The organism is Streptomyces sp. A012304, from assembly GCF_026008495.1.
Classification (GTDB): domain Bacteria; phylum Actinomycetota; class Actinomycetes; order Streptomycetales; family Streptomycetaceae; genus Streptomyces.
The window spans coordinates 51,588-75,762 of sequence record NZ_BQUN01000034.1; the positions used below are offsets into that span (position 1 = coordinate 51,588).

The following is a 24,175-nucleotide window of genomic DNA, read 5'->3' on the forward strand; positions in this document are numbered from 1 at the left end:
TTGCACACCCCCTCTTTGTTCGACCTGTCGGACATTGTTCGAGGTCTCTTGACGTCACACCGCGCCCCGTTTGACACTCTCGCAACACCACGTCACACAGCTGAAACGGCGGCCCCCATGACGCACACCCCACGACTGCAAAGACGCGCGAGACGCCGGGTGGGCCGGCTCGCCGGGCTCACCGCCGTGTCACTGCTCCTGGGGCTCGCCGGCACCACGACTCCCGCGCAGGCGGAGAGCGCGGACATCACCGACGGGCTGGCCCTGCGGTACACGTTCGACGGCGCGTCCGGCACCACCGTCCCCGACGCCTCCGGTCACGGCCGCAACGGCACGGTCCAGGGCACCGCCAGCTGGTCGGCCACCGGCCAGGGCCTCGCCTTCAACGGCACCGACACCTACGTCAAGGTGCCGAACGACGTCATGAAGGGCATGAACTCGATCACCGTCTCCACGGACGTGCTGATCGACGCCGCCCAGAGCACCCCGTACTTCCTCTACGGCTTCGGCAACTCCAGCGGCAGCAGCGGCAACGGCTATCTGTTCACCACGGGCAACTCCTTCCGCACCTCCGTCGCCACCGGCAACTGGTCGACCGAGCAGACCACCAAGCCGGCCGACTCCCACAACCTGACCCGGTCGGTGTGGAAGCACATCACCTACACCCAGACCGGCACCACCGGCGTCCTGTACGAGGACGGCGTCGAGGTCGCCCGCAACACCTCGGTTACCATCACGCCCGGCGCCATCGGCTCCGGCACCACCACGGCGAACCACATCGGCAAGTCCGTGTACTCCGGCGACAAGCTCTTCAAGGGCCGGATGCGCGACTTCCGCGTCTACGACCGGGCCCTGGCCGCCTCCGAGGTGGAACAGCTCGCCCTGCCCGTCGCCACCCAGGGCGTCGCCGACGACAAGGCCGCCCTCACCCTCGGTGACACCGGTGCCGTCGTCTCCGACCTGACCCTGCCGAAGACCGGCACGGCCGGCGGCTCCACGATCACCTGGGCCAGCGACAACACCGCCGTCGTCTCGGACACCGGCAAGGTGACCCGCCCCGCCGCCGGCCAGCCCGACGGGCACGCCACGCTCACGGCGACCCTGAGGAAGGGCACCGTGACGGACACCAAGTCCTTCGAGGTGACCGTCCGCCCGGCGTTCGACGAGGCCACCGCCGCCCGGGAGGCGGCCGAGGCCCTCACCGTCCACAACCTCGACGATGTGCGCGGCAACCTCACCCTCCCGGCGAGCGGCACCTACGGCACCGAGGTCACCTGGTCCTCCGCGCGGCCGGACGTCGTCGCCGCCGACGGTGTGGTCCACCGGCCCGCGCACGGCACCGGCGCCACCACGGTCGAGCTGACCGCGACGGTCACCAAGGGCGAGGCCCGGGCGACCCGCGTATTCACCGCGAAGGTGCCCGAACTGCCCGCCCCGGCGGCCCTGAAGGGCTACCTCTTCAGCTACTTCACCGGCGAGGGCACCGCCGACGGCGAACAGCTCTACTTCGCGCTCAGCAAGGGCGACGACCCGCTGAAGTGGCGCGAGCTGAACGACGGCCGGCCCGTCCTGACCTCCACCCTCGGCGAGCAGGGTCTGCGCGACCCGTTCATCATCCGCTCCCCCGAGGGCGACAAGTTCTACCAGATAGCCACCGACCTCAAGATCTACGGCAACGGCGACTGGGACGCCTCCCAGCGCACCGGCAGCAAGTCCATCATGGTCTGGGAGTCCACCGACCTCGTCCACTGGACGAACCAGCGCCTGGTGAAGGTCTCCCCGGACAGCGCGGGCAACACCTGGGCCCCGGAGGCGTTCTACGACGCCGCGCGCGGCGAGTACGTCGTGTTCTGGGCGTCGAAGCTGTACGACAACGCGGCCCACTCCGGCGACACGTACAACCGCATGATGTACGCGACGACGCGTGACTTCTACACCTTCAGCGAGCCCAAGGTCTGGATCGACCGCGGCTACTCCGTGATCGACTCGACCGTCGTCCAGCACGACGGGACGTACTACCGCCTCTCCAAGGACGAGCGGAACAACACGTCCTCCACGCCGAACAGCAAGTTCGTCTTCGAGGAGAAGAGCGACTCGCTGCTGAGCACCTCCTGGACCGCGGTCGCCGAGGGCATCGGCAAGGGCGCGATGAACGCGGCCGAGGGCCCGCTGGTGTTCAAGTCGAACACCGAGAAGAAGTGGTACGCCTTCCTCGACGAGTTCGGCGGCCGGGGCTACATCCCGTTCGAGACGACCGACCTCGCCTCCGGCGTCTGGACCCCGTCCACCGGCTACGACCTCCCCGCCCGGCCCCGGCACGGCACCGTGCTCCCGGTCACCCAGGCCGAGTACGACCGGCTGCTCAGGACCTACCAGCCGGACCAGATCATCACGAGCGTCGAGGACGTCAAGGTCGAGACGCGTATCGGTGACGCCCCGGTCCTGCCGGCCACCGTCATCGCCGAGTCCGCGGACGGTGTGAAGCGTCCCGTGGCCGTCACCTGGGAGGACGTGGCCGAGTCGCAGTACGCGCAGGCCGGCGCCTTCACGGTGAAGGGCGACCTGGCGGGCGACTCGGCGATCGATGTCGACGCCGAGGTCACGGTCTCCGCCGAGGGCCCGGACGTCCCGGCCGATCTCCTCCTGCGCTACGACTTCGACGAGACCGGCGGCAGCATCGCCCGTGACTCCAGCGGCCACGGCTACCACGGCACCTACGTCCGTACCCCCGACTTCGGGACCGGCGTCGACGGCGGTTCGTTCAAGATGTCCGGCGGCAACAGCGGCTCGAGCTCGCCGTACGTGAAGATTCCCAACGGCGTGCTGAAGGACGTGAACAGCGTCACCGTCTCCACGTACGTCAAGTGGAAGGGCGGCGACAACTTCCAGTGGCTGTTCGGGCTCGGCCCGGACAGCAACAAGTACCTGTTCGCCACCCCGTCCAACGGCGGCGGCAAGCTGTTCTCCGCGATCACCAAGGCCACCTGGTCCGGTGAGAAGCAGATGATCGGCGGCTCCCGGCTCACCCAGGGAGAGTGGAAGCACCTCACCGTCACCCTGAACGGCGCGACCGAGACGGCGGTCCTCTACGTGGACGGCGCCGAGGCGGCACGCGTCAACGGTGTCACCATCAAGCCGTCGGAACTGTACGACGCGGCGAAGGACCACTCCGGCTACATCGGCAAGTCCCTGTACTCCCCGGACCCGTACTTCGGTGGCGAGGTCGACGACTTCCGGATCTACAACCGGGCCCTGACGCCCGCGGAGGTCCTGGAGCTCAGCGGCAACACCACCGGCGTCGCCGTGGCGACCCACCCGGCGCTCAAGGTCGGCGCGATCATCAACGACAAGGACAGCAAGATCGTCCTGCCGCTGAACCAGGGCAGTGACGTCACCGCCCTGGCACCGGAGTTCACCCTGGCCCACGGCGCGACCATCAGCCCCGCCTCCGGCACCCTGCACGACTTCACCGAGCCGGTGACGTACGAGGTGACGGGCTCGGACGGGAAGAAGCGCACCTGGACCGTGTCGGCGCTGATCATGAACAGCCCGGTGCTGCCGGGGCTGACCGCCGACCCGAACATCGTCCGCTTCGGCGACACCTTCTACCTGTACCCGACCACCGACGGCTTCCCTGGCTGGAGCGGCACGCAGTTCAAGGCGTACTCCTCCACCGACCTGGTCCACTGGAAGGACCACGGCGTCATCCTCGACCTGGGGCCGGACGTGTCCTGGGCGGACAGCAGGGCCTGGGCGCCGACGATGGCCGAGAAGAACGGGAAGTACTACTTCTACTTCTCCGCCGACGCCAACATCGGTGTCGCCGTCTCCGACTCGCCCACCGGTCCGTTCAAGGACGCCCTCGGCCGGCCGCTGCTGAAGGCGGGCCAGCTGACCGGCCAGATGATCGACCCGGCGGTGTTCACCGACGACGACGGCCAGTCGTACCTGTACTTCGGCAACGGCCGGGGATACGTCGTCCCGCTCAACGACGACATGATCTCCTTCGACGCCGCGAAGCTGAAGGACATCACCCCGAGCGGCTACAACGAGGGCTCCTTCGTCATCAAGCGCGACGGAACCTACTACTTCATGTGGTCGGAGAACGACACGCGGGACGAGAACTACCGCGTCGCCTACGCGACCGGCCCCTCCCCCACCGGCCCGTGGACCAAGCGGGGCGTGATCCTGGAGAAGGACCTGTCGCTGGGCATCAAGGGCCCCGGCCACCACTCGGTGGTCCAGGTGCCGGGCACCGACGACTGGTACATCGCCTACCACCGCTTCGCCATCCCCGGCGGCGACGGCACCAACCGCGAGACCACCGTCGACCGGCTGGAGTTCGACGCCGACGGGCTGATCAAGAAGGTCGTGCCCACCCTGACCAGCGTGGACCCGGTCGCCGTCGTCCACGCCGGCCCGGACGCCTCCGGGACGGAAGGGGACGCGATCACACTGGCCGGCACGCTCTCCGGGGCGGGCACCCCGAAGTGGACGGTCGAGGCCGGCGCACCCTGCGCCGTGGCCGACCCCGCCGCCGCCCGCACCACGCTCACCTGCACCGACGACGGCAGCTTCACGGTCACCCTGACCGGCGGCCGCAGCCGCGACACCGCCACGGTCACGGTCGCCAACGCGGCCCCGGCGATCAGCTCGGCCACCGGCCCCAAGGCCCCGGTGTCCGTGCGGCAGAAGGCCGTGGTGAGCGCCGTCTTCGGTGACGCGGGCAGCGCCGACACGCACATCTGTGCGGTCGACTGGCAGGACGGCACCCAGCCCACGTCCGGCACGGTCACCGCCGCCGGCTGCCGGGCCGAGCACGTCTACACCCGGGCCGGCCTGTACCGGCCGGTGGTGACGGTCAAGGACGACGACGGCGCCTCCGACAGCACGACGCTCCCCGAGCTGGTCGTGTACGACCGGGCCGCGGGCCCGGCGTCCGGCGCGGGTGTGGTCACCTCTCCGGCCGGCGCCCACCCGGCCGAACCGCTCCGCACGGGTGAGGCCTCCTTCTCCTTCACCGCGCAGTACCGGGAGGGAGCCGTCGTCCCGACGGGGCAGGTCGCGTTCGACTTCCGGGCGGCCCATGTGAAGTTCCGCGCCCAGGGCGCCGACTGGCTCGTCGTCACCGGCAACCGGGCCGTCCTCCAGGGCTCCGGCACGGTCAACGGCGTGACGGGCTACGCCTTCCGCGTCACCGCCACGGACACCCCGGACACCTTCGACATCCGGATCTGGAAGAAGTCCACCGGGCAGGTCGTGTACGACCTGCCCACGGCGGCCAAGGTCACCGGCGCGATCAGCGTCGGTCCTCGGAGCTAGCCTCCGACCGGGCCCGCCGCCGGCGACGGCGGCGGGCCCGGTGCGGGAGCGGCGGAGGAAGCCGCCGGAGCGTGCGGATGCCGCGGCAGCGTCAGGGGGTGCCGCGGAGCCTTCCGGGGGCGCGGAGGCGTTGTGGGAGCGCTCCCAAGCGTGGCAGCATCCGGGGCCATGACCACCGTTCCCTTCGTGCGCCCCTACCGGGACTCCGACCGACCGGCCGTCGCCGACATCTGCGTCAGAACCGCGCTGAACGGCGGCGACTCGTCGTCGGTGTACCCCGACCGCGAGCTGATGCCGACGATCTTCGCCTACCCGTATCTGGAGCTGGAGCCGGAACTGGCCCATGTGCTGGACGACGGCGGCGGACGGGCCGTCGGCTACATCCTGGGCGCGGCCGACACCCCGCGGTTCGCCGACCGCTTCCGGACCCGGTGGCTGCCCTCGGTGGCCGACCGGTATCCGCGGCCGGCCGGCGCGCCGGGCACCCCGAGCGAGGCGATGACCGCCCTCCTGCACGACCCCGAACGCATGGTCCTGCCCGAACTCGAGCCCTACCCCGCCCACCTGCACATCGATCTGTTGCCGCCCTGGCAGGGCCGCGGTTTCGGCCGGGCCCTGACGCACACCCTCCTCGACGCCCTGCGGGTGCGGGGCGTCGAGGCGGTGCATCTGTGCATGGTGCGGGCGAACACCCCCGCGAGGGCGTTCTACGACCGGCTGGGGTTCCGGGAGATCGCCGTCCCCGACCCCGGGCCGGTCTGGTACCTGGGCCGCTCCACCGCACGCTGACGGCGGGGCGGCCCGTGCGCGTCAGGCGCCGGCCAGCAGGCTGTGCAGCGCCGTCGCCGTCTGCGGGTGACGGGCGAGGAGGGCCGCACCGCGCGGGGCCGGGGAGGCGCTCTCCCAGGCGTCCTCGTAGCCGAGCAGGTCCGCGAGGGCGTCACAGGTCGCGGGATGGGCGGCGAGGAGCGCGACGCCCCGCGCCCCGCCGGGTTCCACACGGACGGCCTGCGGTTGCTCCGGGAGGCGCCACGGCGGCACCCAGGCGTCCAGGGCGGCGAGCCGGGCCGGGAAGACCCGGCCCGCCTCGCGGATCAGCAGGGGGGCCAGTTCGGCGCCGCCGTCGCGCAGGGTGGTGATCAGCGTCGGCAGCCAGGGCAGCAGCACCGGGTCGGGCAGCCGGGCGAACGCGTTGGACACCGCCTCGACGACGAAGTCGGCGAGCCCCGGCACCGGTTCCAAGGCGTGCACGAACCCACTGAGGTAGCGCGGGTAGGCGGGCACCACGAGCGGGTTGCCGAGCAGGTCGTCGCAGCGTGCGCGCAGCTCGGCGCGGGACAGCGTGCCCAGGTGGGTCCGCGCCGCCCACAGCAGGGCCGTCCGGGACGGCTCCTGGGGGTGGGACTGGGCCAGGGCCAGTTCCAGCTGGGTGCGGTCGCAGCCCAGGGAGAGGGCCAGGCCCTCCATGCCGAACAGGAAGCCCAGCATGGCCGCGACCTGCCGGACCGTCGCGTCCTCGTCGGTGAACGCCGTCGGCAGCAGGGTGCAGTAGTGCGCGTACCCGGTCTTGACGAAGGACTCGATCCAGGGCGGCAGGACCGGCTCGCTGGTGCGGTAGTGGGCGAGCAGCCGGCGGACGCGGCGCAGCACCTCCGGCGCGCCGTCGACGGTGCGTTCGCCGGCCAGGACCTCCAGGGCGCGGGTGCCGAGCTCGTCGGCGAGGCGACGGCTGCGCAGATGGAGGATGGCGTCCTCGACGGCGGCCAGGACCTGAGCCGTGGTGGCCTGCGGGGCGTACGCGGCGCGCCGCAGCCGCTGCTCCAGGACCTGCTCGATGCTGACGCCTTCGTAGCCGAGTTCGATCAGGGCCCGCTGGTGGGTGCCCAGGGCCAGGTCCCAGGACTCCTGGATGGGGCGCTCACCGAGGCTGCGGTCGCCCATGATGGGGCGCGCGGCGCCCGGTGGCAGCAGCCGGCGCAGCATCCACAGCACGTCGGAGCACCGCTGGAGTTCGGGCCGGGAGGCGATGTCCAGCAGGGCCCGCTGCACGCCGCGCTGCTGGAGCCTGAGGTTCAGCGGCGCGAGCCGGTCGTGCACGTCCCGGGCCAGCGGCGGCAGCGCGTCGTAGCCGACCTGCCCGATCCGGTCGCCGCCGAGCATGCTCTCCACGAGCCGGCGCACGTCCCGTCGCCCGGGCACGGCGTCCTTCTCGATACAGGTGACGGCCGCGTCCTGGAAGTCGTACGGCGTCGGCTTGACGCGGTCGCGCAGGCCGGCCAGCAGGATCGACGTCTCGAAGACGGCGATGGCGTCGGCGGTGGAGGCGAGGTAGCCGGCGCGGCGGGCGGCCCGCACGATGTCCACCGACCAGCCGAGCAGTTCGGCCTCGTCGAGCGGATCGAGGGCGGGCGGCCGCTGGAGGAAGCCGGTGAGCCGGTCGGCGGGCGCGGCCGGGGCGACCGGCGCGGGCAGCGCCTTGCCGGGCCTGGTGCTCTTCCTGGTGCCCGCCTGTCCTGCCAGGCGGTACGGCTCGACGCCGGTGCGCCTGAGGTTCTTCGCCCACTGCGTCGCGGCGACGGACACCGAGCCGGCCGCCAGGCCGAACTGTGCCTCGATCGCCGCGTGGCTGGAGGGGATCAGTCCGTGCCGCCACTCGGTGGCGGTGCGCTCGGTGATGGTGAAGGTGTCACTGCCGTGCACGCCGAACTCCGCGACCCGGCTTGCCGCGTGGAACGCGCCGCACACATAGAGGCAGTCGGCGGGGTCGGTGCCGGTGGCGGCGAGGTGCTCGCGCATCCTGGTCCACATGTACCGCTCCCGGTCCTCGTCGACGCGGACCCGGCGCGGATCGCCGGGCGCCAGGCGCCGGAAGAGGCTGCCGATGAGCAGCATGACCTGCCGGTAGGTGTCGTGGTCGCTGTCGCCGAGGGGCAGTTCGACGTACTGGTGCCACCACTCCGACCAGTGGCGCACACGGCCGTGGCGCAGCAGGTGCTCCTCCAGTTCGGCGAAGCGGGGGCGCAGGTCACCGATCTCCACGCCGACCGCGTCGCCGTGCAGCGCGGACTCCTCGTCGGCCGGCGCGTCGGGGTCGGTCTCGGCGGCGGGCCGCGCGTCCCACTGGAAGACGTGGTCGGAGGAGCGGTCGACGAGGACGAGTTCGACGCCCGGGGTGTCCAGGGCGTAGGCGATCGCCTGGTACTCGGCGGAGGCCTCGGTGACCGGGGCGACCACCGACAGGGGCGACCAGTCGGCGGGGAAGCCGTCGACCTCGGTCGCGAACGCCTGGACCGCCACCGGCAGGCGGCAGTTGCGCAGCTCGGTGAGGAGGGGCGCCATGTCCTCGCACAGCTCCAGGTAGACCACCTTCGGCTGCTTCTCGCGCAGTCGGCGGGCCATGGCGAGCGCCGAGGCCGGGGAGTGGTGGCAGACCGGGAAGATCTCCAGCGGCTCGCGCACCGCCCGCTCCACGTCGTCGACGATGCCCCGCAGGATGCCCGCCAGGGCGTCGGGGCCGTCGGCGAACGCGGTGGCCGCCTCGTGGAGTTGGCCGCGCAGCGCCTCGAAGGTGCCGCCGCTCATGACAGGGTCGCGATCGCGTCGCGGCCGCCCTCGAGGAACTCCGGCCAGGAGCCGCCTTCCGCCTTGCTGCGCGGTTCGACGACGCCGTGCAGGTACTTGTTGAGGATGGCGAGGTCCTCGGGTTCGCGCCGGGCCAGGGAGCCGACGAGGGAGGAGGCGAGGGTGTGGGCGGTGAGGGCGCGTTCGCCGAAGAAGTTGCTGTGCAGGATCGCGTCCTCCAGGACGCCGATCTGTTCGGCGGTGGACAGCGCGGACTCCAGTTTCTCGTCGTCGCTGCCGGCCGCGGCGGCGGAGGCGCGCAGGTCGGCGAAGCTCTGCAGCAGCACGTCGAGCAGGGTGGGCGGGACGTCGAGTTCGATCTGGTGGCGGCGCAGCAGTTCCTCGGTGCGGAAGCGGACGATCTCCGCCTCGCTCTTCTTGTTCGTCACGACCGGGATGCGGACGAAGTTGAAGCGTCGCTTGAGCGCGGAGGAGAGGTCGTTGACGCCGCGGTCGCGGCTGTTGGCGGTGGCGATGACGGAGAAGCCGGGCTTGGCGAAGACGATGTTGTCGCTGTCCAGCTCGGGTACGGAGATGTACTTCTCGGACAGGATCGAGATCAGGGCGTCCTGGACGTCGCTGGTGGAGCGGGTCAGCTCCTCGAAGCGGCCGATGGCGCCGGTCTCCATCGCGGTCATGATCGGGGAGGGGATCATCGACTCGCGGGACTGGCCCTTGGCGATGACCATGGACACGTTCCACGAGTACTTGATGTGGTCCTCGGTGGTGCCGGCCGTGCCCTGCACCACCAGGGTGGAGTTGCGGCAGATCGCGGCGGACAGCAGCTCGGCCAGCCAGCTCTTGCCGGTGCCGGGGTCGCCGATCAGCAGCAGGCCCCGGTCGGAGGCGAGGGTGACGATGGCCCGCTCGACGAAGCTGCGGTCGCCGAACCACTTCTGGGCGATCTCCCGGTCGAGGCCGTCGGCGCGTTCCGAGCCCAGCACGAACAGGCGGACCATCTTCGGCGACAGCCGCCAGGAGAACGGCTTGGGGTGGTCGTCGATCGACTCCAGCCAGTCCAGCTCCTCGGCGTACTTGATCTCGGCGGGGGCGCGCAGCAGGTCGGTCATGTCAGGGCCTTTCACGGGTCCTAGGCGAAGAAGGTCTTGAGTTCGTGCACGAGCTTGCGGATGTGGCCGGAGACGACCGGGGTGCCGAGGGCTTTGAAGCGTTCCCGGAACCAGGGGTTGACCTCCTGGCGTCCGGAGCTGGTCACCGAGCCGACGGGGATGAACTTCACGCCGGAGCGGTGCACCGCCTCGATACCTTCGAACAGCGGCTGGGAGCGGCTGAACTCGTAGAAGTCGGAGATCCACACCATCACCGTGTTGCGCGGCTCGGTGATCTTGGGGCGGGCCATGGCCATCGCGACCGGGCCGTCGTTGCCGCCGCCGAGGTTGGTGCGCAGCAGCACCTCGAAGGGGTCCCCCACCCAGGGGGTGAGGTCGATGGCCCGGGTGTCGTAGGCGATCAGGTGGACGTCCACCTTGGGCAGGCCGGCGAAGATCGAGGCGAGGATGGTGCAGTTGACCATGGAGTCGACCATCGAGCCCGACTGGTCGACGACGACGATGAGCCGCTGGGGGGTCGTCCGGCGGGCGGTGTGCCGGTAGTGGAGGCGGTCGACGTAGAGCCGCTCCTCCTGCGGGTCGTAGTTGGTGAGGTTCTTCCAGATGGTGCGGTCGAGGTCGAGGTTGCGGAAGACCCGCTTGGGCGGGATCGAGCGGTCGATCCGGCCGACGGTGGCCTTCTCGACCTGGCTGCGCAGCACCTCGGCGACCTCGTCGACGTACCGGCGGATGAGGGCCTTGGCGTTGGCCAGGGCGACGCCGGAGAGGTTGTTCTTGTCGCGCAGCAGTTGCTCGATGAGCGACATGCTGGGGGTGAGCCGTGCGGCGAGTGCGGGGTCGGCGAGGACCTCGCGCAGGTGCATGCGCCGGACGAGGTCGGCCTCGATGGTCCCGAGTTCGGGGCCGATCGCGGGAACGGCTCCGCCCGCGGCGGGCGCGGGGCCGCGGCCGCCGCGCAGCGAGCCGGGCGGGCAGCCGAGGGCCCGCTCCAGCCAGCCGGCGTCGGACTGCCAGCGCGCGAGCTGTCCGGCGCTGACCGCTCCGCCGCCGGTGGAGAAGACGTTGAGCAGCACCTTGGAGACCAGCGCGGCGCGGCGCACCTCGGCGGCGCGGTCGCGGCCGTCGGCGGGCTCGTCACCGTCCGCTTCCGTGTCCCCTTCGGGCGGGGGGACCATCAGGCCGTCGAACTCGGCGGCCAGTTCGGGGTGGCGCTGCACGATCGAGTCGACGGAGGTCTGCGGGTCCAGCAGGGCGGGCGGCAGTGCGATGTCCTCGACGACGGCGAGGCTCGCGGATTCCAGCGCGGGCTGCTCGTCGTGGTCGAAGAGGCGGGCGAGCAGTCGCCAGTAGAGGACCTGGCGGCGGTTGTCCTGCGGGGCCGGCTCGGGCTGGGGGTGGAGGGTGGGCTCGGTCATTTCCGCAGCAGCCTTCCCGCCCGCTCGCGCAGGACGTTCACCGCGTCCGTGGCGGCCTTCTCGGCCCGGACGCCGGCCTTGTCGGTGGTGCCCGCGGCCCACGCGCCGGCGTGCAGGGCGACGGTCTTCCTGCGCACGGTGGTCTCGACGGCGAGCGGCTGGAGCCGGAACTTGCCGTCGTCCCAGCGCAGCAGGCCGACGCAGGCACCGGAGGCCGCGACGGCCTCCGGGGTGAGGGGGCCGGCGGCGGGGACGCGGTCGGTGTCGACGGTGAGGGTGCGTCCGGCGACGGTGAGGGTGAGCAGGTCGCCGTCCTGCCGGATGGTGTAGCCCTCCAGGAGCACCGGTTCGGCCAGGCCCGCCGGGTGGCGGTCCAGGGGCGCGGTGGCCGGGGCGGTCGCGGCGGACAGGGCGACGCGGGCGGTGGCGAGGGCGTCGGCCGGGTCACCGGCGCGGGCGTGCTCGTCGTCCCAGATCAGGTCGCCCTCGGCGGTGAGGGGCATGTCGGTGAGGTCCATGGACCGGCCTTCGCCGAGGGCCGCGAGCAGGGACAGGTGCGGTCGCAGCAGCTGCCAGACGCCCGCCGCGACGACGGTGTCCGGCTTCGGCACCGAGACACTCGCGCGGACCAGGCGGGGTGGGGTGCCGTCGGCCGGTTCGAACACGGCGTGGACCTGGGCCTGTGCGGCGGTCGCGTGTTCGTGCAGGTCGACGCCGAGCGGCAGCAGCCGCCCGGTGGCGGTGCCGCAGACCCGCGGTGCGGCATTGCCGGGCTGGGTCAGCAGCAGGGCGCGCGCCCACAGGTCGCCCCAGCGGCGGGCGGGGAACCGCTCCAGGGCGGCGCCCGGGCAGGAGGCGGCGAGTTCGGCGGCGAGTCCGTCGAGGAGGGTGGCCAGGCGGCGCAGGGCGGGGTCGGGAAGCATGGCGGAGACGATCTGCGCGGCGGAGCCGACGAGTTCGTGGTCGATGCCCTGCCAGCCCGCGCGGGCGAGGTCGCAGAGCCAGGTGCGGGCCGCCGCCAGCAGGTTGACGGCCTGCCGGTCGCCGGGGGCCACGGGCGTCGTCTCGCCGCGGGTGCGGCCGGTGAACTCGTCGGCGCGGGCCGTCAGCGCGTCGTGGGCGGCGCCGAACAGGGCGGTGCGGGCGGCGGCGAGCGCGACGAAGTGGTCCTCCGCCGCGGTACCGGCCGCGGCCTTCTCGGCCGCTTCGGCGACCCGGGCGGCCAGCGGCGAACCGGCGACCGCGTGGGCGAGTGCGGTCAGGTCGGCGGCGCGGGCGGGCTGCGGGCGCAGCAGGCCCGCCACCAGGGCGCGGTCGAGGGCGTCGGCCGCCGTCAGGGCCTCCTCCAGCCCGTCCACCGGCGCGGCGAACGGGTCGGTGGCCTCCCCCGCGCCCGGCTCCCCCGCGCCCGCGCCCGGCTCGCCCGGGGTCTGCCGCGTCGCCGTGGCGCGGGTCGGCGCGAACCACTGCATCTCCGGCAGCGGCGCGGTGGTCGGGGCGAGTTCCAGATAGGCGAGGTGGCGCAGGAACCTGCTGAAGACGGGAGCCGCCGCGGCCTTGCCGTCCGCCTGCGCGGGACCGGTGGCGGTCATGGCGGCGGTGAGGGCCGCGGCGTCCCGCTCGCCGCCCGCGGGCTCGACGCGCAGGTAGCGGGCGACGCGTTCGCCGCCGTACTGCAGGACCGCCTCGGTGATCAGGGCGCGGATGTGGTTGCAGAACGAGCCCCGGGCGCCGCCGCAGGGGCGGTTGTTGTTGGTGCTGCACGCGAACGCGTAGGTGCCGGCGGCGACCGACGAGACGTACACCCGCTCGATGTCCGAGCCGCTGGAGACGACGCCCTGGAGACGTCCGTCGGCCAGTTCGACGAAGGGGACCTTGGCGAGTTTGCGGGGCCGCGCGGGCGGCACCACCCGGGCCGTGCTGGACCTCTCCCAGTCCGTCAACGCACCATCTCCTTTGCAGCACAAGGGGTGTCACGCCGTGTCGGCGCAGCACAGGGGGGTCGTCATGCCAGAGCGGCGCGACAAGAACGAACGTAGTGGCCACCACTGACAACGGCCCTCGCCCAAGACGGCGACGGCCCTCGTGGGAGGTGGCGACGGCCCTCGCCCGCGCCGGCGAGAGTCCTCACCCGCGGTGGCGCCGGCGCCCGGCCCTCGGTGGCGACAGCGCCCGCCCGTCTCCTCTTCTAGAATTCGGGATGATCTTGCCCGGGGTCGTGGGTGGGGGCGTGTCGTGCGGAGGGGACAGGGTTGAGCGGGGAGCGAGGGGCGTTCGGGTCGCTGCTGCGGGAGTTACGGCTGTCCGCGTCGTTGACCATCGAGGGCCTGGCGGAGGCGTCGGGCGTGAGCGTGCGGGGCATCGGGGATCTGGAGCGGGGGCGTCGTGCGGCCCCGCAGCGGCGGACGGTCGCCGCGCTCGCGGACGGCCTGGGGCTGGACGAGGCGCTGCGGGAGCGCCTGCTGGCAGCCGCGCGCGCCGGGCGCACGCCCGGTTACAGCCCGGTCGGCGTGCGGATGTTCCCGCGCGGCGTCGACGACTTCGTCGGCCGGGAGCACGAGCTGGCGCGGCTGGAGCAACTCGCCGCAGGCCGGGACGCCGCCCAGCCGGTGGTGGTGGCGGTGTCCGGGCCGCCGGGGGCGGGCAAGACGACCCTCGCGCTGCACGCCGCCCGGTCCCTCGCCGGCCGCTTCCCCGACGGGCAGCTGGTCGTCGATCTGCGGGGCACGGACGACGCGCCGCCCGGCCCGGCCGAGCTGGTCCTGAGTGTCCTCAAGGCGCTCCAGGTGACCGACCGTGAACTCGTCAAGGCGGGGCCGCAGGGCCATCTGGCGCTGTACCGGGAGGTGTTGGCCGAGCGGCGCTGTCTGGTGGTCCTGGACAACGCACGGGACGAGAGCCAGGTGCGTCCGCTGCTGCCGGCGGCGGGCGCGGGCATGCTGGTGGTGACGAGCCGGCGCATGCTGACCGGGCTGGACAGCGTGCACCGTCTGCCGCTCGGCGAGCTGACCCCGGCGGAGGCCGCCGTGTTCCTGACCGGACTGGTCGGGGCCGGGCGCGCGGAGGCCGATCCGGCGGCCCTCGCCGAGGTGGCCGAGCGCTGCGGGCACCTTCCGCTGGCCCTGCGGGTGGCGGGCAACTGGCTCGCCACGCGGACCGGTTGGAGTGTGCGGCGTCTCGCCGACCGGCTCGCGGTCGACGACCGGCGGCTGGACGCGCTCGCCGCCGGGGACGTCCGTGTCGACGCCGCCTTCGAGCTGTCGTACCGGCAGCTGACGCCGTCGGCGGCGCGGCTGTTCCGGCGGCTCTCGCTGGTGCCCGGCGCGGACGTCGGGGCCGCCGGGGCGGCCGAGCTGACCGGGCAGCGGGTGTTCGACGCCGAGGACGCGCTGGAGGAGCTGGTCGAGGCCGGGCTGCTGGGCGCCGACGCGGACCGGTACCGGCTCCACGACCTGCTGCGGCTGTTCGCCCGGTCCCGGCTGACGGCCGAGGAGAGCGGGCCGGACGCCGAGCGGGCCCGTGCGGCGCTGTACCGGTGGCTGCTGGGGACGGCCGTGGTGGCGGGCCGTTGGTTCGAGCCCGACCACGGCGCGCCGCCGCCCGGCTGGCAGGGCACCGTCGACCTGTCCTCCGCCGATCTCGCGCGGCGCTGGCTCCAGGCCGAGGGCGCCAACTGGCTGGCGGCCCTGCGCGCGGCCGCGGCCGCCGGTGAGCACGCCACCGTGGTGGAGGTGGCCGAGGCGCTGCACTGGTTCTCCGACCAGTGGGTCTTCTGGGGGCACTGGCCCGAGGTGTACGGCACCGCAGCCGCGTCCGCGCGGGCGCTCGGCGATCCGCTCGTCGAGGCGACCCAGCTCAACTACCACGCCTGGGCCATGCTCCTGTGCGAGGGCCGTCCCGCCGACAGCCTCGCGCTGTCCGCCCGGGCCCTGGAGGCGGCGCGGCGCGCGGGCGATCCGTCCCAGCAGGCGTGGGCGCACAACTACACGTCGTGGGCCCAGCAGTTGCTCGGCGACTACGCCGCCGCCCTCGACGCCAACCGCCGGGCGGCCCGGCTCTTCGAGGCCGCCGACGACCTGCACGGCGCTCTGCAGAGCATGGCCGGGCAGGGGCTCATCCTGCTGGAGGCGGGCCACGCCGAGGAGGCCCTCGCCGCCGACCTGCGCACGCTGGCCTTCCTCGACGAGGCCGGCGACCGGCTCGAACCGCACATCGCCGAGATCGGGCGGCTCAACCTCCAGCTGGGCATAGGCCGTGCCTACGCCTCCCTGGAGCGTTGGGAGGAGGCCATCGGCTCCCTGCGGACGGCGGTCGGCCTCAGCGACGCCACCCGCAACACGGGTGTCCTGAGCCGCTCCCTGGTGCCGCTGGGCGACGCCCTGCTGGCCGCGGGACGGACCGCGGAGGCACGGGAGGCCTTCGCCCGCTGCGCCGCCCTCGGTGTCGACGCCGACCCGCGGCGGGTCGCCGACGCCCGTGACCGTCTCGCCCGCCTCGACACCGAGTGACCTGCGTGTGACGTCCTCGCGCCGCCGCCGCGCGAGGACGTGACCGGGGTGTGGGTGGTGTCGCCGGCGGGCGGGTTCCCCTCGTCGTGCCGTCCATCCTCGCCGGTCCGGCCCGGCGTGTCTTGACTCTCGGCGCACGGGACTGTTCCCTCGGCGCACTGCGGGTGCTCCTGACGGTGCCCGTCGTTTCTGCCTGCTTCCTGCCTGGAGTGCGCCGTCGGCCGCTGCTTGGCTGAGGGCTGGCGGGGACGATCCGGGCGGCAGGGCGGCCGCTTCCCCGGCGACCGGGCGGCGGGGCCCCTTGGGCCCTCCTCCGCCACTGCGCCGTCCGTTCCAGGTCTCCGCCGGTACCGCACAGGTGGAGAGGAGAACCAGGTGAACCTGGTGGCGACGACGGCTTCGGTCCCCGACGAGGAGGGACGCGACGACTGGCGCGAGGCGTGGGCCCGTGCGCTGGGGCCGATGACGGTCACGCCACGCGCCGAGGGTCCCTTCGTGTGCCGGGTCTCCACCGCCCGGCTGGGCTGGCTGCGCGTCTGCACGATCGAGGCCGGCCCGCTGCGCGCCGGCCGCACCTCGCGGCACATCGCCCACGGGGCCGAGGGGTACGTGGCGCTCGGTGTGCAGACGGCCGGCCGGGCGACGCTCCTCCAGGACGGCCGCCGCGCCGACGTGGGCCCGGGCGACCTGATGGTCTACGACACGACACGCCCGTACTCCCTGGACCACCCCGAGCCCTTCACGACGCGGGTGGTGCTCCTGCCGCGCCGGGCCGTGGGGGTGCCGCGGGAGCACCTGCGCGAGGTCACGGGGACCGCGATCACCGGCTCCGAGGGGCCGGGTGCCCTGCTGCTGTCCTTCCTGACCGCCCTGACCGCGTCGGTGCCGGCCTGTGCCCCGGCCGTCGGGGCGAGGCTGGCCACCAGCGTCGTGGACCTCTTCGCCACGCTCGTGGACGAGCGGACGGGGCGCGCGGAGCAGCCCGCCGACCCGCGAGAGCACCTCGTCCAGCGCGTCCGCGAGCACATCGACCGCCATCTGCGGGAGCCGGCGCTGTCCCCGCACACGGTCGCCGCCGCGCACCACATCTCGGTGCGTTACCTCCACCGGCTGTTCGAGGCCGAGGGCATCACGGTCGGGCGTCTCATCCAGCGGCGCCGTCTCGAGGAGTGCGCCCGCGAACTGGGCCGCGGCGGCCCGCCCGCCCTCACGGTCTCGGCCGTGGCGTACCGCTGGGGTTTCGCCAACGCCGCCCACTTCAGCCGCGTCTTCCGCACGGTCTACGGCGTCTCGCCCCGCGAGTGGCGTGGGGCGGGGGTCGGGGCCCCTGCGGGCTGACGCCGCCCCGCGCCCCGGTGTCGTCGACTGCCGTCAGGTGTCGAACTCGCCGTACCAGGACCGTTCGACGAGGTGCTTCGGCAGGTGGGGCGAGGCGGTGTCGACGGTGAAGCCGCTGTCGTGGGCGAGGCACGCCATGGCCAGCGGGCCCAGGGCGACGTGGGCGCGCGGGTCGGTGGAGCCCTCGTAGTGGCGGGCGTGGTGGGCGAGGGCCTCGGTGAGCGTCTCGGCGAAGACGTCCTCCTGGCGCCTGATGAGGCGGTGGAAGAGGGCGACGGGCTGGTAGTCGACGAGGTTGAGGAAGTCGGCCGGGGTGCGGGTCGCCACGTCCGGGTGGGAGGTCTCGATCGTGGCGAGCAGCTTGGGCACGATGTCGTTCACCGGGGTGCCGCCCACGTAGCTCTGGAGGGTGTCGATCCAGTGGAACAGGTAGTCGTCGGACTCCGGGGAGGCCCGGCGCAGTTCCTTCAGCGGAACCCGGGCGAGGGTGCGCGCCCGGTCGCTCTCGCGGCAGACGAGCGCGAGCCAGAAGGCGTCGAGCCAGGCGCGCGGGCCGGCGTGGGACGCCGGGCCGGTGGCGGGCAGGGTGTGCGTCCGCTCGCCGATACGGCAGTCCACGGTGCCCTCGTCGGCGAGGACGGTGGTGAAGAGGGCGCCGCCGATCTGCGTCGCGGTCACCCAGGCCTCCCAGGTCTCCAGCGCGGACGCGTCGGGGTCGTCGGCGCAGCGGGCGTGGGCGTGGGCCACGGCGGTGTCGAGGGCGGCCGGGAAGAGGGACGGGTCGTGTGCGAGGCGACCGGTCAGCTCCGTGACGGCCTGGCCGAGTCGCTCGGGTCCGGCCGGGCCCGCCGGGGCGGAGGCGGCGTCGGGTCCGGCCGGGGCGGAGGCGGCGGGACCGGCCTTGCGCAGGCTTCGGATGAGGTCGAGCAGCTCCGGCGGCGGGACGACGGACAGGGCGCGGGTGTCGTGGTCGACGGCCGTGACGCAGACGAGCCGCCCCTGGTGCCACCAGTACATCCGGGGGGTGAGCGAGCCGGGGCCGTCCTCGTAGGCGCCGAGGGCGTACGCGCCGAGGTCGTTGACGGCGTCCACGACACTGCCGTCCACGACGGGGTGGAAGGCCAGCAGGTGCCGGGTCGGTACGACGACCAGCGCGCCCGCCTCCGGCAGGTCCGCCCCGGTGACGGCGCGGACCAGCTCCGGCAGGACCAGCGCCTTGCTCGCGACGAAGTGGGAGTCGCCGTACACGGAGTGCAGGACGGCCCCGTTGGGGCCGGTCACCCGGGTGTGCTCGACGGGTTCGGCGAGCAGGTTGGCCCGCGCGGCGTCCCACAGGGCGTCCAGCCCGGCCCGCGCCACGTCGTGGTCGTCGAGGATCCGCACGGACTCGGGCGTGTCCAGGGCCAGGGCGGCGATCAGTTCCTCGGCCACCGGGCGGACGTAGCCGAAGTTCGTGGCCTCGGCGGGGAGCGCGTCGTCGGGGAGCAGGCGCGGGAAGGTGTGGCTCAGCAAGTGCTGCGCGTCCTCGCCGCCGCGGGAGGCGGACTCCAGCCGGGCGAAGTGCTGCCGGACCAGGTCGGGCCAGCTCTCCTCGGGCGTGTCACGGCACCACCGGGCGAGGTTGACGAGCGGGTACCGGCGGCCGTCGTGCTCGGCGGTGTCCGCCGTGACCGCCGGGCGTATGCCGTGCCGGGCGGCGAGGTGGTCGGCGGTCAGGGCGCGCAGGCGGTCGGCCTGCGCCACGGTGAGCTGGGGCAGATGGGTGTCGGGTGTGTCGTGTGGCGTCACATGATCACTTTACGGAGGCGGCGCGGCGCTCCCCGGCCGGTGGCCGCCGGAGCCGCCCGCCGCCGAAGCCACTCGCCGGGCCCGTCAGCTCCTCGGCCAGTCGCGGTAGGCGATGCGGGCCAGTTCGTGGACGTCGCCGATGGTGCTCCACTCGTCGCGGCCGAGGCGGGCCAGCGGCCGCAGCCGGCGGATGTCGGGGTGTCCGTCGACGACGGCGTCCTCGTGGACGGCGGCGTGCACGACCTGGCCGAGGACGAGGGTGGAGTTGCCGATGCCCAGGGTGGAGTGCAGCCGGCATTCCAGGGCCACCGGTGAGGCGGCCACGCGCGGCGGCTTCACCCGCAGCGACGGCTCCCGTTCGATGCCGACGGCGTCGAACTCGTCCTGCTCGGCGGGGAAGTCGACGGCGCTCGCGTTGATCTGCTCGAACAGCGGCTCGGGGGCGAGGTTGACCACGAACTCCCCGGTGTCCTCGATGTTGCGCAGCGAGTCCTTGCGGCCGACGGAGGTGAACTGGACGATCGGCGGGTCGGTGCAGGCGACGGTGAAGAAGGAGTGGGGTGCGAGGTTGGCGGTGGTGCCGTCGGCCGCCAGGGTCGACACCCAGGCGATCGGCCGGGGCACGACGACGGCGGTGAGCAGCCGGTAGAAGGCTCCCGCGCCCAGGGACTCGGGTGCGAAGTCGATGCGCATGGCAGCCAGTTCTACCGGAGGGGGAGGTACGGGCCGTGACCGGCCCCGGCCTCAGGGGGCCTGTCGTCGACCAGGAGGGGTCCCACGATCGATTCAGTCGTCCGAGTGACCGGCTCCGTCGTCCGCCGAGCGGGCCGGGGTCCGTGCCCGGACCTTGGCCACCGCCGCCGCCACCTGCGTCTGCACGGTGTCGTCCGGGGCGGGTCCCTGGACGGCGGAGACCAGGTCGTGGGCGAGGTGGTGCAGCTTGGTGTTGGTGTGCTGGGAGGCCTCGACCAGGACCCGCCAGGCGTCCTCGGCACTCAGGGCGAACGAGGCCATGAGGATGCCGCGGGCCAGGTCGATCACCGGGCGGGTCTGCATGGCCCGCCGCAGCTGGACCACCTCGATCCGCAGGTCCTGCTCGGCGGGGCCCGTCGGCGCCTGCCCCTGCGCGGCGGGCCGGCCGTCGGAGGCGGGGTCGGGGTCGGGGTCGGCGAACAGGGCGTCGGTACCGGTCAGCGACAGCAACCGTTCGACCGCGGGGCCGGCGCTGCGCAGGACGAGCGGCTTGCCCTGCCGCAGGCCCTGTTCGCGCATGCCGAGCAGCACGTTGAGGGCGGAGCAGTCACAGAACGCGACCTCGCCCAGGTCCAGGTCGACGCCGCTGACGGCGGTGGTGAGGGCGGTACGCAGGGCGCGCTCCAGGTGCCCGGCGGACTCAAGGTCGAGTTCGCCCCTGACCGCCACCACGACCCGGTCGGCGCCGGGACGCAGGACGATGTCCGGCCCGGGCGCGGGCCGAACCGGCGAGCCACCGCTCTCCTCCGCCCGTACACAGCTCTCCTCTTCGCCGTGGTTCGCGCCGTACGCAGGTTCTGGCATGACCGCCTCCCCCGGTCACTCCGCTCATGACGTCCAGCGTCACTCGCGGACCCGTCATACGTCAACCAATACACGAAACAGAGTTCCGGCGTTGGTATACGTGAATCCCTGACCCTAGGATTGCCTCATGGAGGGAGTGCCTGAACCGCATACCGGATGGACGTTTCTGACCAACCACGCCCGCGTACTGGCGGCCATCGCGGACAATCGCAGCGCCCGCATCCGCGACATCGCCGCGCACTGCCGGCTCACCGAACGCGCCGTCCAGAAGATCATTTCCGACCTGGAGCAGGAGGGCTACCTGTCCCACACCCGGGAGGGCCGCGGCAACAGTTACCGGATCGAACCGAGCAAGGTGCTGCGCCACCCCGCGGAGGCGGGCCTGACGGTGGCGTCCCTGCTGTCGCTGCTGGCACAGGACGAGGCGGACCGCATCCGGCAGCCCGAGCCCGATGCGCAAGGGGCGTGACCGGGGCTCGCGCACCGGCGGCGGCGAGGCGTATCGGTCAAGTCGGGCCGATTCAAACATCGTTGCCACCGAGAGAGACGAAGGTCACGAATACGTATCGGACATTTAACACTTGAATCTTCACACCAGCCACACAAGTTGGCTAGGTTGACGCGCAGGCCGCACGACCGACTCCGGCGAACCCCGCCGGCCGCGCGGCTTCCGCCGAGTCCGTGACACCAGTGGTACGGCCGGAAACCGGCGCCCGAGGGCGCCGCGCTGCCGGGCGGTAGAGCCGCCCACTCGGCCGGCGGAGACGGAAGGAGTACGTCTTCCATGGCGACGGATCGCACCCCCCTCTCCACGGGCAAGGCGCGTCTGGAGGAGGCCGGCGAGCCGAGCCGCGCGGAGATCCAGCAGCGGGTCAGCTCGCTCTACGACCGTGCGGAGACCGACACCGGGACCTTCAACGCCACCCGCGCCATGAAGAGCCGTACCCGCAGGACCGTCACGTCCGTCGCCAACAGCGGGCGCCGGGCCGCCGATCCCTCCCTGGACGCCGTGGCCCGGCAGTGGTTCGACGTGGCGCGCGGCCGGCTCGGACCGACCACGCCCGCGACCCTCCCGGCGGACCGTCTGCCCGACCGCCCGGCCGGGGACCCGCGCCCGGCGCAGGCCGCCCAGCAGCCGGCCGACCGGGGCTCCGTACGGGAGTTGGAGGCGGGTGGCAGACGGGAACTGGAGTCGGGTGAGCGGCCGGTGCCGGAGCTGACCGGGGGGCGGGCCGTGGCAGCCCTGCCGGCCGTTCCCGAGCCGCGTCAGGAGGCGTCCACGGCCCTGCTGCCGGCCCCCGTCGCCGCACCGCCGGTCACGCCCTCCTCGCCCGGGGCGCCGCAGACGTCGCTGCGGTCCGGCAAGGAGCAGATCCGACAGAAGCTGACGGCGGCCCGCGAGATGCTCGCCCGAAGCGCCTCGCAGCCGACACCGTCCCTTCCCTCGGTCGAATCCCGGCCTGTCCAACAGCCCTGGGACAGCGGCGAGTTGCCGGCCTACCGGTCGACGGCGGACGCCTGGGCGGGACAGCAGCCGGCCGGCGGCGCCGACCTGTCCGCCCAGACCGATGGAAGCGGCTTCTTCCCGACGGCGGGGACCGGCCTCACCGCCCCGACGACGTCCGCCCCGGCCTCCGCCCCGGCGACGAACGGCGCAGGCTTCAGCGTCTCCACGACGACCGGCACGGGTCTCACCGCCCAGACGCCGGCCGGCGCGACGAACGGCGCGGCTCTGGCCACGACCGACTCGGTCTACGCCACGAACGGCGCGGGCCTGGCCGTGCCCGGTTCCGCCTTCGCGGCGCCCGCGCCCGCCCTGCCGCCCACCAGATCCGCTTTCCCGCCGCCGGAGCCGGGCCTGCTCGCGGCCAGTTACGGCGACCTCCTGGCGCCCGCCTCGGCCACCCTCTCCGCGCCGGCCGCCACCGCGCTCCCGACGCCGGAGCTCTCCGTCCCCGTCCCGGAGTTCACCCTCCCGACGACGGGCCTGCCCGCACCCGCGCCCGCCCCGGCGCCTGCCCCCGCCCCCGCCGAGGCCACGACCCACGTGACGGGAACCGCGTACCTCGGCAAGGCGGAGAAGGCCCTCGCCTTCGCGCGCGCCCAGATCGGGCGGCCCTGTGTGTGGGGCGCGACGGGGCCGGAGTCCTACGACTGCTCCAGCCTCACCCAGGCCGCCTGGAAGGCCGCCGGGGTGACGCTGCCGCGGACCGCGATCGACCAGGCGCGGGCGTTCACCCGGGTCGGCCTCGACGAACTCAAGCCCGGCGACCTCGTCTTCTTCCACGACGACCTGAGCCACACCGGCCTGTGTACGGGCAACGGCATGATGATCCACGCGCCGGGCCCCGGTGCCTACATCCGTGAGGAGTCGCTGTTCGCCCCCGGGGAGGGCACCCTGCGCGGCGCGGTCCGCCCGTCCTGACGCCGCGCGGGACGGCGGCTCAGCGTGTCGCCTGGGCCGCGCGCATCTGCCCCCTCCTGGCGTTGTTGTAGGCGCGCAGAAGGTGCTTGGAGACGGCACACGGCACGGTGTCGACGTGACACTGGCGGCAGGTGCGCACGTGCTCCTCGTAGGTGGCACGGGTCTGCTGCAGGGCATCCTCGGGAGAGGTCATGGGGGGTCCTCCAGACGGTAAGACGGACGCCGAAGCCTACCCCTACTCGTGAGTAGCTCCAGCTACTTGAAAGTTGATCATGTTACTCACGGTAGTGGAAACTCTGATTCCGGCCGCATCCGTGAACCCTGTCCGCCCGGCTGGCCTGAACGGCTCGTTCCGACGCGACCCGCGAGCGCGGGCGCGGCGGCTCGGGGGCGAGGCGGGAGCGCTGACTCGTGGACGTGCGGGGCGGGAGCGGTGGTCCGCTCCCGCCGAAGGGGTCAGCGGTCGCGCCGGGACGCGACGGCCATCACCAGCGCCGCCGATCCGGTGCCGAGCAGGGCGCCGGCCACGACGTCGCCCGGATAGTGCACGCCGGTGTGGACCCGCGAGTAGCCCACCGCGCAGGCGAGCAGGCCCAGCGGGACGGCGGCGGCCGGGAGGGCCGGGCCGACGGCGGCCGCGAAGGCGACGGCCGACGCGGTGTGCCCGGACGGGAAGGACGCGGAGTCCGGCATCGGCACGTGCCGCCCCGGGAACGGCGAGTCCGCGGACCGGTGCGGGCGCGGGCGCCGTACGAGCTGCTTGCCGAGGAGGTTGGCGGTGGCCGAGGCGACGCCGATGGCGGCGACGCCCAGGGCGGCGGCCCGGCGGGACCGGCCGCCGCGCACCGCGAGCAGCCCGGCGACCGCGAAGGACAGCTTGGAGTGGTCCGCCGCCGCGGACAGCCGGCGCAACGCGGTGTCCAGGGTCGGGGTCCTGGTCACGGTGACCGCCTCGTACAGGGCCTGGTCGAGGGTGGCGAGGTCGCGCACCAGGTGCGGGGTGCGGATGCGTGGCGTCGGACGGCGGTCGGACATCGTCGGTCTCCTGGTCGTGCGGGTGTCGGGCGGCCGGGGCCGGCGGCGTCGCGCCGCCGGTGGGCGGCGGGTGGCGGGAACGCGGCGGCCGGGCGG

Annotated in this window: 15 protein-coding genes and 1 pseudogene; 6 read left to right on the forward strand and 10 right to left on the reverse strand. The window is 73.3% G+C overall.

All coding sequences use genetic code 11. The features are described 5' to 3' along the window. The first annotated feature begins 117 nt into the window (after window positions 1-117). Together ALMP_RS07345 and ALMP_RS07350 are read left to right on the forward strand one after the other, a co-directional pair. Window positions 118-5,322 carry a family 43 glycosylhydrolase gene (locus ALMP_RS07345; RefSeq protein WP_264925417.1) on the forward strand — a complete coding sequence of 1,735 codons (5,205 nt, stop codon included), beginning with the start codon at window positions 118-120 and terminating at the stop codon, window positions 5,320-5,322. Between the two features lie 168 nt (window positions 5,323-5,490). After that, window positions 5,491-6,111 carry a GNAT family N-acetyltransferase gene (locus tag ALMP_RS07350; protein WP_264925418.1) on the forward strand — a complete coding sequence of 207 codons (621 nt, stop codon included), beginning with the start codon at window positions 5,491-5,493 and terminating at the stop codon, window positions 6,109-6,111. 21 nt (window positions 6,112-6,132) lie between these two features. On the opposite strand, the gene ALMP_RS07355 is transcribed toward ALMP_RS07350, so the two are convergent. The 5 genes and pseudogenes from ALMP_RS07355 to ALMP_RS07375 form a co-directional block, all read right to left on the reverse strand. Then, entirely contained in the window at window positions 6,133-8,904 is a 2,772-nt protein-coding gene (locus tag ALMP_RS07355) for a DUF5682 family protein (protein ID WP_264925419.1), read from the reverse strand. Beyond that, window positions 8,901-10,013, reverse strand: a complete 1,113-nt coding sequence (locus tag ALMP_RS07360; RefSeq protein WP_264925560.1) for an AAA family ATPase — start codon at window positions 10,011-10,013, stop codon at window positions 8,901-8,903. The genes ALMP_RS07355 and ALMP_RS07360 overlap by 4 nt, the downstream gene beginning before the upstream one ends. A gap of 20 nt (window positions 10,014-10,033) precedes the next feature. Beyond that, window positions 10,034-11,428, reverse strand: coding sequence for a VWA domain-containing protein (locus ALMP_RS07365; protein ID WP_264925420.1), 1,395 nt, complete (start codon window positions 11,426-11,428; stop codon window positions 10,034-10,036). Next, complete coding sequence (locus ALMP_RS07370; RefSeq protein ID WP_264925561.1) at window positions 11,425-12,786, reverse strand: hypothetical protein; 1,362 nt, start codon at window positions 12,784-12,786, stop codon at window positions 11,425-11,427. The genes ALMP_RS07365 and ALMP_RS07370 overlap by 4 nt, the downstream gene beginning before the upstream one ends. Before the next feature lie 81 nt (window positions 12,787-12,867). Beyond that, window positions 12,868-13,371, reverse strand: a pseudogene (locus ALMP_RS07375) (hypothetical protein); the annotation flags it as partial. 309 nt (window positions 13,372-13,680) lie between these two features. Here ALMP_RS07375 and ALMP_RS07380 point away from each other — a divergent pair. Continuing rightward, complete coding sequence (locus ALMP_RS07380) at window positions 13,681-15,936, forward strand: helix-turn-helix domain-containing protein (RefSeq protein WP_264925421.1); 2,256 nt, start codon at window positions 13,681-13,683, stop codon at window positions 15,934-15,936. A gap of 375 nt (window positions 15,937-16,311) precedes the next feature. Continuing rightward, window positions 16,312-17,274: a helix-turn-helix domain-containing protein gene (locus ALMP_RS07385; RefSeq protein ID WP_264925422.1), complete on the forward strand. Its 963-nt coding sequence runs from the start codon at window positions 16,312-16,314 to the stop codon at window positions 17,272-17,274. A gap of 33 nt (window positions 17,275-17,307) precedes the next feature. Here ALMP_RS07385 and ALMP_RS07390 read toward each other — a convergent pair whose 3' ends face one another. The 3 genes from ALMP_RS07390 to ALMP_RS07400 all read right to left on the reverse strand — a co-directional run bounded on the left by ALMP_RS07390 (window position 17,308) and on the right by ALMP_RS07400 (window position 20,619). Next, a complete protein-coding gene (locus tag ALMP_RS07390; RefSeq protein ID WP_264925423.1) occupies window positions 17,308-19,062 on the reverse strand; it encodes an immunity 49 family protein in 1,755 nt (584 codons plus the stop codon). A gap of 84 nt (window positions 19,063-19,146) precedes the next feature. Further along, window positions 19,147-19,755, reverse strand: coding sequence for a flavin reductase family protein (locus ALMP_RS07395; RefSeq protein ID WP_264925425.1), 609 nt, complete (start codon window positions 19,753-19,755; stop codon window positions 19,147-19,149). 93 nt (window positions 19,756-19,848) lie between these two features. Beyond that, window positions 19,849-20,619, reverse strand: a complete 771-nt coding sequence (locus ALMP_RS07400) for an anti-sigma factor antagonist (protein ID WP_264925426.1) — start codon at window positions 20,617-20,619, stop codon at window positions 19,849-19,851. A gap of 127 nt (window positions 20,620-20,746) precedes the next feature. On the opposite strand from ALMP_RS07400, the gene ALMP_RS07405 reads away from it, so the two are divergent. Then, entirely contained in the window at window positions 20,747-21,088 is a 342-nt protein-coding gene (locus ALMP_RS07405) for a helix-turn-helix domain-containing protein (RefSeq protein WP_264925427.1), read from the forward strand. A 315-nt stretch (window positions 21,089-21,403) separates the two neighbouring features. Beyond that, entirely contained in the window at window positions 21,404-23,044 is a 1,641-nt protein-coding gene (locus tag ALMP_RS44120; RefSeq protein ID WP_309299440.1) for a C40 family peptidase, read from the forward strand. A 19-nt stretch (window positions 23,045-23,063) separates the two neighbouring features. Here ALMP_RS44120 and ALMP_RS07415 read toward each other — a convergent pair whose 3' ends face one another. Next, window positions 23,064-23,237: a hypothetical protein gene (locus tag ALMP_RS07415; protein ID WP_264925428.1), complete on the reverse strand. Its 174-nt coding sequence runs from the start codon at window positions 23,235-23,237 to the stop codon at window positions 23,064-23,066. A 263-nt stretch (window positions 23,238-23,500) separates the two neighbouring features. Continuing rightward, entirely contained in the window at window positions 23,501-24,079 is a 579-nt protein-coding gene (locus ALMP_RS07420; RefSeq protein WP_264925429.1) for a phosphatase PAP2 family protein, read from the reverse strand. Window positions 24,080-24,175: the final 96 nt, after the last annotated feature.

Bases quoted from the DNA above. Each gene is read 5' to 3' on its own strand.
- ALMP_RS07360 (WP_264925560.1), bottom strand. From the start codon at position 10,013: ATGACCGACCTGCTGCGCGCCCCCGCCGAGATCAAGTACGCCGAGGAG.
- ALMP_RS07395 (WP_264925425.1), bottom strand. From the start codon at position 19,755: ATGCGCATCGACTTCGCACCCGAGTCCCTGGGCGCGGGAGCCTTCTAC.
- ALMP_RS07345 (WP_264925417.1), top strand. From the start codon at position 118: ATGACGCACACCCCACGACTGCAAAGACGCGCGAGACGCCGGGTGGGC.
- ALMP_RS07355 (WP_264925419.1), bottom strand. From the start codon at position 8,904: ATGAGCGGCGGCACCTTCGAGGCGCTGCGCGGCCAACTCCACGAGGCG.
- ALMP_RS07405 (WP_264925427.1), top strand. From the start codon at position 20,747: ATGGAGGGAGTGCCTGAACCGCATACCGGATGGACGTTTCTGACCAAC.
- ALMP_RS07415 (WP_264925428.1), bottom strand. From the start codon at position 23,237: ATGACCTCTCCCGAGGATGCCCTGCAGCAGACCCGTGCCACCTACGAG.
- ALMP_RS07400 (WP_264925426.1), bottom strand. From the start codon at position 20,619: ATGCCAGAACCTGCGTACGGCGCGAACCACGGCGAAGAGGAGAGCTGT.
- ALMP_RS07420 (WP_264925429.1), bottom strand. From the start codon at position 24,079: ATGTCCGACCGCCGTCCGACGCCACGCATCCGCACCCCGCACCTGGTG.
- ALMP_RS07365 (WP_264925420.1), bottom strand. From the start codon at position 11,428: ATGACCGAGCCCACCCTCCACCCCCAGCCCGAGCCGGCCCCGCAGGAC.
- ALMP_RS44120 (WP_309299440.1), top strand. From the start codon at position 21,404: ATGGCGACGGATCGCACCCCCCTCTCCACGGGCAAGGCGCGTCTGGAG.
- ALMP_RS07350 (WP_264925418.1), top strand. From the start codon at position 5,491: ATGACCACCGTTCCCTTCGTGCGCCCCTACCGGGACTCCGACCGACCG.